This is a genomic window from Vibrio sp. QJM3NY_27 (genome assembly GCF_057785955.1).
In genome coordinates, this window is the sequence record NZ_CM173512.1 from 417334 (window position 1) to 430881 (window position 13548).

Annotated in this window: 11 protein-coding genes and 1 pseudogene; 4 read left to right on the forward strand and 8 right to left on the reverse strand. The window is 45.1% G+C overall.

Annotated elements, in window-relative coordinates:
- Positions 1–113: 113 nt before the first annotated feature.
- The 3 genes from AC3CIA_RS17790 to AC3CIA_RS17800 form a co-directional block, all read right to left on the reverse strand.
- Positions 114–1559 carry a sucrose-6-phosphate hydrolase gene (locus tag AC3CIA_RS17790; protein ID WP_488519402.1) on the reverse strand — a complete coding sequence of 482 codons (1446 nt, stop codon included), beginning with the start codon at positions 1557–1559 and terminating at the stop codon, positions 114–116.
- The gene (cscK, locus tag AC3CIA_RS17795; RefSeq protein ID WP_161749430.1) at positions 1556–2515 is read right to left on the reverse strand and encodes a fructokinase; all 960 of its coding nucleotides are present in this window, start codon (positions 2513–2515) and stop codon (positions 1556–1558) included. Before cscK ends, AC3CIA_RS17790 begins: the two co-directional genes overlap by 4 nt.
- A 195-nt stretch (positions 2516–2710) precedes the next feature.
- The gene (locus AC3CIA_RS17800) at positions 2711–4150 is read right to left on the reverse strand and encodes a sucrose-specific PTS transporter subunit IIBC (protein ID WP_010432806.1); all 1440 of its coding nucleotides are present in this window, start codon (positions 4148–4150) and stop codon (positions 2711–2713) included.
- Positions 4151–4384: 234 nt separating this feature from the next.
- Here AC3CIA_RS17800 and AC3CIA_RS17805 point away from each other — a divergent pair, with 234 nt between their 5' ends.
- Positions 4385–5371: a LacI family DNA-binding transcriptional regulator gene (locus AC3CIA_RS17805; RefSeq protein WP_488519403.1), complete on the forward strand. Its 987-nt coding sequence runs from the start codon at positions 4385–4387 to the stop codon at positions 5369–5371.
- Between the two features lie 135 nt (positions 5372–5506).
- Here the strand turns inward: AC3CIA_RS17805 and AC3CIA_RS17810 are convergent, their stop codons facing one another.
- The 4 genes and pseudogenes from AC3CIA_RS17810 to AC3CIA_RS17825 form a co-directional block, all read right to left on the reverse strand.
- On the reverse strand, positions 5507–6880 hold the full coding sequence (locus AC3CIA_RS17810; protein WP_488519404.1) for a carbohydrate porin: 1374 nt from the start codon (positions 6878–6880) through the stop codon (positions 5507–5509).
- Between the two features lie 552 nt (positions 6881–7432).
- A pseudogene (locus AC3CIA_RS17815) lies at positions 7433–7708 on the reverse strand (alpha/beta hydrolase family protein); the annotation flags it as partial.
- A 93-nt stretch (positions 7709–7801) separates the two neighbouring features.
- Positions 7802–8209, reverse strand: a complete 408-nt coding sequence (locus AC3CIA_RS17820) for a hypothetical protein (RefSeq protein ID WP_065206759.1) — start codon at positions 8207–8209, stop codon at positions 7802–7804.
- A 193-nt stretch (positions 8210–8402) separates the two neighbouring features.
- Positions 8403–9734, reverse strand: a complete 1332-nt coding sequence (locus AC3CIA_RS17825; RefSeq protein ID WP_488519405.1) for a ferredoxin reductase family protein — start codon at positions 9732–9734, stop codon at positions 8403–8405.
- Positions 9735–9997: 263 nt separating this feature from the next.
- Here AC3CIA_RS17825 and AC3CIA_RS17830 point away from each other — a divergent pair, with 263 nt between their 5' ends.
- From AC3CIA_RS17830 to AC3CIA_RS17840, 3 genes are all read left to right on the forward strand, one after another.
- The gene (locus tag AC3CIA_RS17830; RefSeq protein WP_341634440.1) at positions 9998–10699 is read left to right on the forward strand and encodes a flavin reductase family protein; all 702 of its coding nucleotides are present in this window, start codon (positions 9998–10000) and stop codon (positions 10697–10699) included.
- 137 nt (positions 10700–10836) lie between these two features.
- Positions 10837–11628: a CLCA_X family protein gene (locus AC3CIA_RS17835; protein ID WP_488519406.1), complete on the forward strand. Its 792-nt coding sequence runs from the start codon at positions 10837–10839 to the stop codon at positions 11626–11628.
- 99 nt (positions 11629–11727) lie between these two features.
- Positions 11728–12051, forward strand: coding sequence for a DUF4144 domain-containing protein (locus tag AC3CIA_RS17840; RefSeq protein WP_488519407.1), 324 nt, complete (start codon positions 11728–11730; stop codon positions 12049–12051).
- A 110-nt stretch (positions 12052–12161) separates the two neighbouring features.
- On the opposite strand, the gene AC3CIA_RS17845 is transcribed toward AC3CIA_RS17840, so the two are convergent.
- On the reverse strand, positions 12162–13490 hold the full coding sequence (locus AC3CIA_RS17845) for an anaerobic C4-dicarboxylate transporter (protein WP_029225082.1): 1329 nt from the start codon (positions 13488–13490) through the stop codon (positions 12162–12164).
- Between the last annotated feature and the right edge of the window lie 58 nt (positions 13491–13548).

The window sequence follows — 13548 nt, forward strand, 5'->3', positions numbered from 1 at the left end:
GAACTTTATGTGCGAGGAATAGGCAAGGTCAAAGAGCTAGCACAATAGTGATGTCGCAGACCAAACAAAAGCCGCTGTTGATCAGCGGCTTTCTTGATGGAGATAAGCGGAGGTTAGTCGTCCAACCCTTTAATTGGGTCCATCGAGTGATAAACGGTGTTCACGTCACCAGTCATCGACAATGAACTCAAGTCATCAATGAAGAAACGGCTGGTCATTGTGTGCTTACCGCCATTGATAAAGATTTCGATCACTGACTTATCGACATAAACCTCGATGGTTTGCTTAGTGCTCAACCTCGGAGCTTTTCTCACCGAGCCAAACTCTTCCGCGTAGAGTTGAGACATCTTACTGCGATCAAGCATGAACTCCGATTCCGTGGCATTGAACACGATGTTATCGCCCGCAGCGTTAGCAAGCGTTAACTCAAACTCGTCCGTTTCCGTTTCAAGCTCAACCATGAAGCTGGTTGTATCCAGTTCAAGAATACTCTCAACCACGACAGCTTCGCCTTGCAGCGCTTTCAATTCAGGTAAAGCAGACTGCACCAGATAGCCATCTCGGATTTGAAGCTCGCGTGGTAACGACAACATACCCGCCCACTGGTGCTCATTAGATGGTGTATCAATCTCAGGCAGGCCAATCCAAGCAATCAGAATACGGCGACCTGTACCATCTAAGTAAGTCTGTGGTGCATAGAAATCGAAGCCATAATCTGGCTGTGCAATATCTTGGTGGTTTTCCAACTCCACCGAATCGAGATTTAGGCGGTCACCGACAATATAAGCTACCGAATAGATGTTTTTGAAATCGTATGGGGTTTCGCTAGACACACCTTGTGGAGAAAACAGCATCACCGACTGATTCTCTATTTCAAAGAAATCTGGGCATTCCCACATATAGCCAAGGTTGTTGTAACGAGTTTGAATTGGGCCTTTGTGCTGCCAATCCATCAGGTCTCGGCTGCGATATAGCGCCATTGAGCCAGTCTCTTGAGGCGTTTGAGCCCCCACAACCATCAGATAATCGTCGCCCTGTTTCCACACTTTTGGGTCTCGGAAATGTTCGGTGTAGTGATCGTTTTCGATAACCACGCCGTGCTTTTCTATTTTGCCGTCGACAGACATCTTGGCAAAACATTGAGTTGGCACTCGCAACCAATTTTCATCACGCTTGTTGCCCGTAAAGAACAACAATGCATTGTCGTTTTCTACCAATGCACCACCAGAGTAAACACCGTGAGAATCGTAATCTTGGTCTGGGTGCAAGCCAATGCCGTGGTCTTCGAAATGAACGAAGTCTTTGGTAGAAAGGTGGTACCAGTACTTCATACCATGGACTGGGCCAACTGGCGTCCATTGGTAGAATAGGTGGTGTTCACCATTAAAAAAACACAGACCATTCGGGTCATTAAGCAGACCAAACTTAGGCGCAATATGGTAGCTCGGATATCCAGCATCTTGTTTGCGAAGCTTTACCATCGCATCAATGCTGTCTTGTGAAATCTCTTCTATACGACGATATCTTTGCTCTACCGTCCAGTTCGAGTTCAAACTCATACACTCTCCTCGACGGCATTCGTATTTGAAGAGTCTTTTTGAATAAACTGAGTTAAAGCCTCTTGCGCTGGAAGTGCGGTCATCGCACCTTTTTGCGTGGTTGCCAATGCACCACAGCCATTTGCCCACTGGATTGCAGAGTCGACGACTTGTTGATTATTCCACTCTTCATGTTGAGAAAGCTTTGCAAGCAAACCGCCAACAAAAGCATCGCCTGCGCCTGTGGTATCCACTGGCATCACTGAGCGACCTGAAATCAACACACCTTGGTTTTCAAATACTCGCCAAACGCCTTTCGCGCCCTGCGTAACCAAAACAAGCGTGTTGTTAAGATCTGCAATGTTAGCCAAACCTTGTTCCATCGAAGTTGAATCGGTTAAGAAATCCAGTTCTTCTTCTGAGAATTTAACCACATCAGCCAATTCAACCGCTTTCATGACCACAGACTTAATTTCAGATGGGTTTTGCCACACTTCATCACGAAGGTTTGGATCGAAGCTGATGTAACCGCCCGCGGCTTTCATACGTCGGATCGCTTCGAAGGTACTGCTTCGGCTTGGTTCATTAGCCAAAGAGATCGAGCAGACGTGTAGCCACTCGTTTTTCTTAAATTCGGGAATGTCTTCAACAGACATAAACTGGTCGGCACTTGGCTTAACCATAAACGTAAAGCTACGCTCTCCTTGGTCATCAAGATCGACCACCACGGTTGACGTGCGTTGTTCAGGGTCCTTCACCAAACGCTCGGTATTCACACCTTCCTTTTGCAGAGTCACTTCCATAAAAGTGCCAAACGGATCGTTACCCACTCGGCCAAAAAATGCGCTTTTGCCTAAAAGGCGAGAAATCGCTACCGCGACATTAGCAGGCGCACCGCCCGGACATTTCAATAATGTCGCGTCAGTCTCCGGAATGAGGTCGACGACGGCGTCTCCAGTTACCCAAACTTGATTCATCTTTCTTACCTTAAAACTGAAAATCATGACAACCGAAAGCGATAGCAATCGAAAGCAGTAGCAACCAAAAGCAAGGTGACACTTCACGCTGTCATGTGAAAATATAAAAAGGCTAGCTAAGCCAAATCACCTAGCTAGCACCCCAAAGCTTAGGAAATGAAGTGAAAAGGGGGGCTTCACTTCTAGGGAGAAACGTTAAGCTGTTGCTTTAATGTTTTGCTTGCTGCGCTCACGCAGACCTAAAACAACGGTCAGAGCAAAGGCAGTCACGAACGCGATAATCATACCTACCACGTAGTAGCCAATTTTTTCTGGTGATATTGAGATGATGCCAGGAATACCCGCCGCACCCAGTGCTTGTGCTTTCACATTGAACATCGTGATAAACGCGCTTGAAACCGCAGCTGCACAAACCGCAGCAATGAATGGGTAGCGAAGCTTCAAGTTCACGCCGAACATTGCAGGTTCAGTAATACCAAGCAAGCCAGTCACACCAGAAGGAATCGCGATACCTTTCATTTTCTTATCTTTACTCATGAAACCAACCGCCAGTGCCGCTGCACCTTGTGATACGTTAGACATCGCCGCGATAGGGAAGATGAACGTACCGCCAGTCGTTGCTATATCCGCAAGCAGCTGAGTTTCAATAGCAATAAAGCTATGGTGCATACCAGTAATAACGAACGGCGCATAAATCAAACCAAACACCGCACCACCAATAAAGCCAGCGCTGTTGTATAGCCAGTTAAGACCATCACCCAGTAGGAAGCCGATATCACGTGTAAATGGACCCACAACCGTGAATGTCAGTAAGCCAGTCACGAAAATAGCCAGTAGCGGCGTTAGCAAGTTATCCAGAACCGAAGGAATAACTTTACGTAGGCCAAGCTCAACTTTCGCTAGAATAAACGCAGAAACAAGAACGGGCAGTACTGAACCTTGATAACCCACTTTCTCGATTTCGAAGCCTAGAATGTTCCAAACTGGAATGCTGCCCGACACCGATGCGCCACCGAAGCCCCAGCCGTTAAGCAAGTCTGGGTGAACCATCAACATACCTAAAGCCGCGCCAAGGTATGGGTTACCACCAAACTTCTTACTCGCTGAAAATGCTAATAAAATAGGTAAGTACACAAAAGGGGCATTAGCAAATGTATTGATCATGTTTGCTAAGTCGGTCAAACCCGGATTAGCGTCGATTAAAGATTTGCCATCAATGAACAAGCCTTGAGCCGTCAATAGGTTGTAGATACCCATCAACAAACCACCAGCAACAATTGCTGGAATGATTGGTACAAAGATATCAGACAGACCTTTCACCGCGCGTTGCAGGATATTTTGGTTGTCAGCACCTGCAGACGCCACATCGTTGGTCGACATTTCCGTCATTTCAGTCAACTTAGCCAGCTCAGCATAAACTTGGTTAACGATGCCTGAGCCAAAGATGATCTGATATTGACCTGCTACTTTAAACTGGCCCTTAACCCCTTCTAGGTTATCAATCGCCTGTTCATCAATTTTATCTTGGTCTGCGACCGCAAGACGCAGACGAGTCGCACAGTGTGCAAGTGCGGTGATATTACTTTTACCACCTAATAGAGAAAGCAGCTCTTTTGCTATTTTTGGATAATTCATTACATACCCCATTGGATTATCATTTGAGCTCTTGAATTTTCGGGAACGTTTGCAAAACAAATTTTTGCCTAGAAATAACAAATGATCAAAGATAACTGCTCAATACTGTGAGAATGATCTTCAAATTATCTCCCGAGGATAAGAAGACAGGGTTAAAATCTCCTAATAACAGGTAAATTTGATGCTCTGTTTGCAAACAATCCCAAAACTAAAATTACAATTGGATAATGAATAATGGCTAGTCTTCATGATGTCGCTCGTCTCGCTGGAGTTTCCAAGTCGACGGTCTCAAGAGTAATCAACGATGAGTATGGCGTAAAAGACGCAACCAAGGTGAAGGTGCGTAAAGCGGTTGAAGAGTGTGGCTATCTCCCAAACCAAGTCGCTAAAGACTTAAAGTCTCAAAAAACCAACCTGGTTGGCGTGATTGTTCCTAGGGTTTCTTCCCACGCCACCTCTCAGGGTGTCGATGGTTTAACCGCCGTCTTAGAGCAAGCGGGCAAGCATGTTTTATTAGCGAGCACACACCAAACACACCATAAAGAACTTGAATATATTCAGATATTTAACCAAAAACGCGTTGAAGGTATCATCCTGTACGCGACCCACCTCGACAACAAATTAGTCAAAGCGATTCAAAGCTCTGCTGTGCCGGTGGTATTGGTTGGTCAAGACGGGTCAATGTTTAACATCCCAAGCATTGTGCACGACGACACTCGCGTAGGGTTTGAAGCGGGTAATCGCTTCATAGCGAAAGGTTGTAAGCATATGGGGTTCATCGGCGTGCAAGGCGATGATATTGCGGTTGATAAGATGAGATCGGAAGGCTTCGCTCAATCGCTTAAATTTAACGACCTCACACTGCAATTTCACGCCCGTGGCGACTTCACCATAGAGTCAGGTTACCAACTGGCTAAACAGTCTCTAAAAGAACACACCAAGCTCGATGGCCTGTTCTGCGCAACTGACCGTATCGCAATCGGTGCGATCAGAGCCATTCAAGAAGCTGGCCTCGTTCCAGGAAAGGATGTCTTGGTACTCGGCGTGGGTGACGATGAACTTGCTTCAGTATGCACACCAACGCTGTCTACGTTTAACTATGCGTTTGATAAAGCGGGAGAAAATGGAGCCAAGCTGCTGCTCGACCGTATTGAGAAAAAAGGCTTTGAAATGAGTAAGATAGTGTTGACCTTCACCACTATTGACCGAGAGTCTTGCTAGCGATTTATTTCAGAGATCAAGTTATCCCAAGGTAAAAAAATGCCAACCTTCGAGTTGAAACGATAAGGTTGGCATTTGATGATGCGACTATCACATCATGAGTAACACTTTCTATCTAAACGATATATCAGGTAATTAGAACCAAGTTTCCATCTGCAATGCAAACAGAACCTCGCCGCCCTCTCCCATCGTTGCTGCATCTGCCTCAGTGCTGATAGAGTAACCATTCAGGTCTTCACTCCAATCCACATAACTCACAGCGAAACGCAATTCTGGTCGGTCAAAGAAACCAGTGCTGGTTGAAAGCTTGAGTGTTGGTGCAACTGTCGCTTTGTAGAAACCACCGCTCGCTTGCTCTGTCGAGTTGTCCAAATCCATGTACTGCAATGAACCTTCGTAAACCATCTCAAAGTTTTCTGTGAACTCTTGAGCTAATCGAACGTTTAAAGAAGCCCATGTGAACTCGTCATTCTTCTTCAAACGGTCTTGGCTATGCTCTGCCATTAATGCAGGCGCTAAGCGCCAGTTGTCGCCAATGCGAGTGACACCGTAGCTAAACAGGCGAACGGCTTTTGCGTCATCCAGTAGATCACCATTTGAACCGATGCCTTTTAGCTCTGCACCTAGGCCGCTACCCACTAACATACCCGTTTTAGAGAAACCTTCGCTCAAACCAAAGAAGTTGTCTCCATGGTACGCAAACATTGCGTGTACACCGCTTTCAGCTGCGCCATTTAAGCGGCTATCGTTGTCTGCTGAGGTCATGCCGCTCAACATCACTTGCCATTGGCCAATACGGTTATTCATGGTTGCAATGTAGTTTTCTACATCTGTTGATGAGCTATCAATCTCGCCAAAATCTCGGCCATAAATAGAGAAATTCGCCTTCCAGTTGTCGCTCATCTGAACATCGTAAACGCCCGCACCAGTACCTGATAAGAAGACAATATCCGAATCGAAAAAGTGAATATCAAAGTTGTCGCGATCGAACCGTTTACCCGCCCAAAACGTTGCTTCAGAAAACGCTTCAGATTCAGAGAACATGCTCAGTCGGTTCAGTTCTGAATACACTTGTCGTACATTCAACTGGCTTTCACTGGCTGTCCATTCGTTATTTGTTTCAGTACTGTCGGCTAACATGATACGAAACAAGGCACTAGAACCATCATCCGCAAAACGCTTATGAATCAAGTTCGCTTCAACGTAATGATCATCTTCCACACCAAGTCGTCCAACTGGTGCACCAATCGCACCCGCAGCTGTCATGTAAGGACCAGTACCTGTAGCGCCGTTTAGGTCGTCGTTGATCAATAACCCAGAGCGTGCATAGCCGTGAAACTCAAACGAAGAAGCCTTTTCATTGGCTTCGGTAGAAACCTGCTCCGTTTGTGCAACTCTTTGTTCTAATTCATTAATACGTTGCTCTAATGCTGCAACGTCTTCACTTGCTAATACCGATGTAGTCATTAGCCCCATTGTTACAGCAACCGCTAAAGTGTGTAGTTTCATTCTTATGTTCTCACGTTAATTATTTAGGATTATCTGCAAACGTTCCCAAACAAATCCGTAAGCACAATTTTGCTTATAATTTTGATGTATAAGCGTTATATCAAAGGAAAATAGAAGTTAGTTGTGTTGATCACTTCACTTTTTGTATCTGGATGGATGATAGATCGATACTTTCGGGAACGTTACCGAAAATGCATAATTCTGATAGCTTTGTCACAAGTGAAATTGATTAATGGGCGAAAAATAGTGTATCGCGCACATTGACAGCTTTAGCAAGGTAGTCGATAAGCTTGAGTGAATAGCGCACAAAGCGTGACTCGCCACTCAATAACAACCCACCTTAACTGATGGATAGCTCCATTATCGAAAGTAAAGACGGTTTTGTTCAATCTCATAAATGACGATTGAAGGATAAAAGTAGGAGTTAGAAATGAATCCACATGGTTATGAAAGCGCCTAATAAAAAAGCCAAGTTGAACTTGAGTAATCAACTTAGCTTTAAATGGCTCAATGAGTGCTTTCTAGAGCGTTGAAACGCTACAAAAGTAGAGATTATTTAATTGGATAATGTCGCTCTAAGAACGCAATCACATGCGGTACATACTTATCAGTAGCAAAAATTGGATCACTATGGCCAACACCTTCCTCGATAAATAGCTGATTCTCAATGCCGTATTTATCCAAAACATCTTTGAGGATCTGACTTTGCGCTAAAGGCACTCGCTTATCCAGCGTTCCATGGAACTGAATGTAAGGCGGAGCATCACTGTTTATATAGCTGGTCGTTGAAGCTTTTGTCGCGAGCTCTGGCACTTCACTTGGAATATCAATATTTGGAATGAAAGTATGAATTCAACAGTCAGCCATCAAGATCTAAAGCTCAGCTGAAGAGAGATTAAGGTCGATGAAATATTGAATGCGTTATTTTTTTTTATTCTGCTCAACCAGCTTTTCATTCCACGCTACGTTGCCGTCACGCTTACTGACGTCATACTCAGAACAAAACTGCGATATGGTCATGTTGTTATCGCCCGTCGCTAACTTTAATGCCAACTGAACTTGTTGAAGCTTGCTTTGAAGGCGAAGGTTTTGGCCTGCCTTTGGGCTTTTTTCTTTGGCGAACTTTAAAGCGGCGTGTTTACGCTCGGCAGCGCCAGCTCGGCGATCCGCTTCTGATAATAGATATTTTAGCTGCGCGACACTTTTCCCTTTTTTGAAAGCAGGTTCAAGCAGTTCGACACACTCATCAAATGATGGATTTATAACATATGGATCAATTCTATGCGCTTGTTGACGCATCCACTCTAGCGCGAGCTTTTCATCTGACATTTTGCAATCTTTACCAATAAAACAGCCGTACATGGTATCGCTCAATAGCAAACCGCTGCAATAAAAAATTGAGTAACTTTTGCCTTTTTAATTAGAGCTTGTCGTTAAGTATCAATAACGCCAAATCAAACCGCTGCCTTAACCCCGCAACGAAGAGCCAAACTTGACGCTATTGATACCTCATTCGGTCTTTTTAACGCATCACAAACAGCTCTTCGTGATAATTCTGGTCAACATTGAACTTGTACGCATCGAGTTCTTTTTTAAGCGATGTTGAGAACAACTCTGGCCCGCAAAAATACAGTTCATAATCGTTTAAATCACCACACTGGTGAGCGATATGTTCAGCGTTTAATCGAGGTGAATGTAAAGTATCTATCACGTTCAACTTCACTCCGACTTGATATGCAAGGTGCCATAACTCATCCACCAAATGCTCATCGACACCACGAGTACAATAGAACAGCTCGATGTGAGAGTGAGTCTTCTCTGTTTTGAGCGCTTCAAGCGTTGCAAAAAACGACGCTATCCCGACACCACCTGCAATCCAAATTTGTGGCTTACTTAGGTCAAACTCAAGTCGACCATAAGGCCCTTCCACCGTGACCGCATCGCCCGCATTTACTCGTTCATAAAGACTATTAGTAAAGTCACCCAACTCTTTAATCAAGAAGCGTAATTCTGAATCTTTGCTGCCCGAAACAATGGTAAACGGATGCGGGTCTTCATTGCCAAAGCGTAAGTACGCAAACTGCCCTGCTTTGTGTCCTCGCCAAGATGTATCGGGCTTTAGCACCAACTCCATCACTTCAGCTTGTGGAAAATAACGAGTGGAAGAAACAGCAGCAGAGTGACGATTACGACGCCCTACAAAACCCAACAAACTGTAAATCGCCGCGATAGAACCAACCAAAGCAAAAGCCAACGTTAGGTAATAAATAGGCTGGCCCCAATAGGCATGTTTGAGCAGTAATACCGAGTGAAATGCGATCAACAGATACGCGACAGACATCAAGCGATGTGACAATTTAAACGGTTTGTATTTCACTGCCACCCACAACGACGCCACCAGTAAAACAAGCAATAGATAGAAACCCCACTCGCCAATATTTTCAGCGAAACCGTGTAGCCCATTGACCCACGCTTCCCAACCAGACAAAGTTCTTGCCGGGCCAGAACCATCATGGCGAACAGGTTTCGCCAACACTCCAGACGTCACTAGCCACTTAGGGATCTGGTACCACAACCAGTGTGTCACACCCAGTGCAACGCCACCAATACCCAACCATTTGTGGACTCGATACGCTTTATCCATGCCGTTGAGCCAATTCTCAACCATAGGCAAACGCATCGCCAAGATCATGGTGATGGACATTAACATCAGAGACAAAATACCCGAGTACTGAATCATGGCGGAGCGCCATTCAAATACATTGTTTGAAGCGAAGAGTTGCGGTTCCATCGCAAACCAAAAGGCTGACATTGTGGCAATCATTGCCCAGATGATATTGCGGACTGTTTTCATGTTTTCGCGCTCTCAAAGACTATAACTTTACTTTAGTTTCTTGAATGTAAAGGGACGTCAAAGTGCGTAAATCTATGCAAATAGTTTGCACCACATAAAAAATCACACTTTAAAGAAGCACCTGTTTCGCAAAAATACCGACGAAACCAGTGCCACATAGCTATTCAGGGCAAACCCGTTGATCGATAGAAAGTGATACTGCGTACATATTGATCCGTTAGTAAGCAAGTTTGTGATAAACAAAAATGAGAAGAAGAGAAGATATGAAGGACATCAGCCTTTCGAAACATGATCTGCAAACAATGGATCAGAGGCATCGTACTCGATTGATTAACTCTCTGTCAGGGTTCAAAAGCGCCAACCTTATTGGTACCTGTGACAAACAGGGGTTCGATAACCTTGCTGTTATCAGCTCGGTAGTTCATTTAGGATCGAACCCACCACTGTTTGGTTTTATCGTTCGCCCCTGCGAAAGTCGCCGCCACACGCTAGAGAATATTCTAGAAACTAAGCACTTCACGATTAATAGTATTGGTGCCGATTTTGTTAGAAAGGCGCATCAAACATCGGCTCGCTACCCTAAACCAATCTCAGAATTCAACGCGGTCGGTCTCACACCTTATTACGACAATGTGTTCCCTGCTCCGTTTGTCTTAGAAAGCCCTTTAAAAATAGGTTTGGCCTTCAAAGAACAAATCACAATAGAAAGTAATCAAACTCAAATGTTGATTGGTGAAGTTATTACGATTCACGCGCCAAAACGCGCCATGATGCCGGATGGCTACCTTGATTTAGAAGCGTTGGACTTGGTCACGATTTCAGGACTGGATAGCTACCATGTCACTCAAAGGCTGCATCGTTTAAGTTATGCCAAACCACATGAACCTTTGTTTCCGCTGACTCGTGAAGGTAACCCAACTTCATGGGAAGCTTTTGAACTCAATCTAACTCATTTTGTTCGGTAATTTTCCGTCAAAAGTGCTAACTTTCTTTGACTCCAAGAGAGGCAGCTCAAAAAAAGGATTCATAAGGACGCAACTAAACGGTATGCATCCTTCAAGAGCATCTCACTCAATCTTAATTCTGTTCCCAAGGTCCCCCTTTGAAGTTAACTCACTTTAAATACAAAACACGCAAAGGCCCAGACTACCGACATGGCGATCAGGTGTCTTTCATGGACATCAAACAGACCTTCGGTATGGGCAGCATTCGCGTGGGAGCTTGGGTTTCTAAAGAAGAGAAAGAGCTCGCTGCGAACCTGATATTCGACTCGCTGGCAGACTTGGCTTACATCTTGGCTCTACCTCCAGAAGCGATTGGCCTGCGCGGCACGTTAGGCTTAGCCTTTGGCAGTGGTGGTAGGAAAGGTGTGCAAGCACACTACGCACCGAACCAACGAGAGCTAGCCCTCGCCAAGAACGCTGGCGCCGGTGCATTAGCCCACGAGTTTTGGCATGCGTTTGACCATTACATTGCCGAAAAGGCGTTTGAGATTGGTGATATGTCCGGCCCTCGAAAACACATCTTGTTCGCCAGTGACTGTTGGTTACACGATAGAAAGGTGCGACCTCATCCATTAAACGAAAGTTTGATGTCAGTGTTCGATGCCACACTACTCAGTGACAACAACCTAGATAAACACGACTACGTTGCACGCAGTGTCATTGCAGACAAGGCAACGTCTGCCCGTTACTTCTCACTACCAACAGAAATGATGGCGCGAGCCTTTGAAGCTACGATTGAATCCTGTTCAGATATCGAGAATTCTTACTTAGTCGATGGCACGACCAAGCCGGATATGTTCCCTCTCTATCCAGACCTCAAGCATCGCAAAGAGATTTATGAATCGCTTCAAGGTTATTTCGCGCCGTTGGGTCGATCTCTAAGTAAGTAACGTTCGAGTCGTTAGAGGTTAGAGGTTAGAGATGATCCATCAACGAAAAGTGTTTATAGTCGGAAATCAAACTTCAACATACATGATTTAGAGGCAGTAATGATCAGTTGGCCATCTTTGGTAAAACTCGACGGTGACGATGAGCTTATTTACGTCGCGTCCGAACAAGATTTTCAAGCCGAATGCTCAGACATGATTTTGGGCGAAGAGGATTACCTCATCGATTCTGAAGGCGACAGCTACGCACTTCAATCGAGCTCAAACCAACTGTCTCTAGCGAAACGAGCAGACCAGTATTCGGTTGAAAACGTGACCAAACTGATTCGAAATCACGAGTTCCAGAAAGCAGAAGTGTGCCTGATGAAGATCCACTTCCTAACGATCGAAGAAGCGATTCAGTCTTTGGCTTTTGAGCCACGTTAATATTGCTTTAGATTCGAAACCTAACTTCGAAGCAGAGTAGTGAATTAATACAGTACAAACAAAAACAGCGCCCAAATAGGCGCTGTTTTTCGTTTTACTTAGTTAACAGGTTAAGCGATAAAAATCTGTGCCAGTGCGTAGCCTAAACAACATGCACCTACTACACCGATTAAACCCACCGACATGAATGAGTGGTTGAAGTACCACTTACCAATCTTGGTGGTGCCAGAGACATCGAAGTTAACCGTTGCGATGTCTGATGGATAGTTCGGGATGAAGAAGTAGCCATAAACTGCTGGCATTAAGCCGATAAGCAGTGCTGGATCTAATCCTAAGCCAAGGCCAACAGGTAACATCATACGTGCCGTTGCTGCTTGCGAGTTCACCACAACCGATACAATGAATAGCGCTAGTGCAAACGTCCATGGGTAATTCGTTACCATTTCCACGATGCCAGACTTGAACTGAGGCATTGCGTATTGGAAGTAAGTATCCGACATCCAAGCGATACCGAAGATAGCAATCGCCGCCACCATACCCGATTTGAATACCACGCCGTTTGGTACATCACGTGGGTCAGTTTTGGTTGCCAGCAAGATGATACCGCCGAAACAGAGCATCATCATTTGGATGATTACCGACATCTTGATTGGCTTGTCGCCGTCTACGATAGTTCTGATCTCAGGCACCATCGCCACGATAACAATCACGACAATTGAAAGTAGGAAAATCAACACGGCATTACGAGCCGAAGTTGGAAGCACTTCATCCAAGGACGTCGCCGTCGTGTTCTCGATGCGTTTTTTCCACTCAGGATCTTTTAGACGTGCTTGATAATCAGGATCGTCGTTCAGCTCTTTACCGCGTTTCAAGCTATATAGAGAAAGTAAAAGTGTGCCGAACAGCGTTGCAGGAACCGTCACCATCAAAATGGAAAGCAGAGTAATGGAGTGTTGGACATCGGAAAGTTGCGCGAGGTAATACACCACTGCAGCCGAGATTGGAGAAGCCGTAATCGCTAGCTGAGACGCCACTGATGCCGCTGCCATTGGACGCTCAGGACGAATACCATTCTTCAACGCAACATCGCCGATGATTGGCATGATTGAGTAAACCGCGTGGCCAGTACCCAATAGGAAAGTCATCGAGTAAGTCACGAACGGTGCTATCAAGGTGACGCGTTTCGGGTTCTTTCTCAGTACCCTTTCCGCAACTTGAAGCATGTATTTCAAGCCACCCGCCGCTTCGAGGATCGAAGCACAAGTCACAACGGCGAGAATGATCAACATTACGGTGACAGGTGGAGACGTTGGTGGCATCTTGAAGACAAACACCTCGATAACCAAGCCAATCCCAGAAACAACACCTAAGCCGATACCGCCATACCGAGACCCGATATAAAGTACGACTAATAAAAATAGAAACTCGAAATACAACATAAGCAACCTTGCTAAAAATATGGACTAATTATATTTTGTCCTTTAGCTCAGCCATTTA

Bases quoted from the DNA above. Each gene is read 5' to 3' on its own strand.
- AC3CIA_RS17790 (WP_488519402.1), bottom strand. From the start codon at position 1,559: ATGAGTTTGAACTCGAACTGGACGGTAGAGCAAAGATATCGTCGTATA.
- cscK (WP_161749430.1), bottom strand. From the start codon at position 2,515: ATGAATCAAGTTTGGGTAACTGGAGACGCCGTCGTCGACCTCATTCCG.
- AC3CIA_RS17800 (WP_010432806.1), bottom strand. From the start codon at position 4,150: ATGAATTATCCAAAAATAGCAAAAGAGCTGCTTTCTCTATTAGGTGGT.
- AC3CIA_RS17805 (WP_488519403.1), top strand. From the start codon at position 4,385: ATGGCTAGTCTTCATGATGTCGCTCGTCTCGCTGGAGTTTCCAAGTCG.
- AC3CIA_RS17810 (WP_488519404.1), bottom strand. From the start codon at position 6,880: ATGAAACTACACACTTTAGCGGTTGCTGTAACAATGGGGCTAATGACT.
- AC3CIA_RS17820 (WP_065206759.1), bottom strand. From the start codon at position 8,209: ATGTCAGATGAAAAGCTCGCGCTAGAGTGGATGCGTCAACAAGCGCAT.
- AC3CIA_RS17825 (WP_488519405.1), bottom strand. From the start codon at position 9,734: ATGAAAACAGTCCGCAATATCATCTGGGCAATGATTGCCACAATGTCA.
- AC3CIA_RS17830 (WP_341634440.1), top strand. From the start codon at position 9,998: ATGAAGGACATCAGCCTTTCGAAACATGATCTGCAAACAATGGATCAG.
- AC3CIA_RS17840 (WP_488519407.1), top strand. From the start codon at position 11,728: ATGATCAGTTGGCCATCTTTGGTAAAACTCGACGGTGACGATGAGCTT.
- AC3CIA_RS17845 (WP_029225082.1), bottom strand. From the start codon at position 13,490: ATGTTGTATTTCGAGTTTCTATTTTTATTAGTCGTACTTTATATCGGG.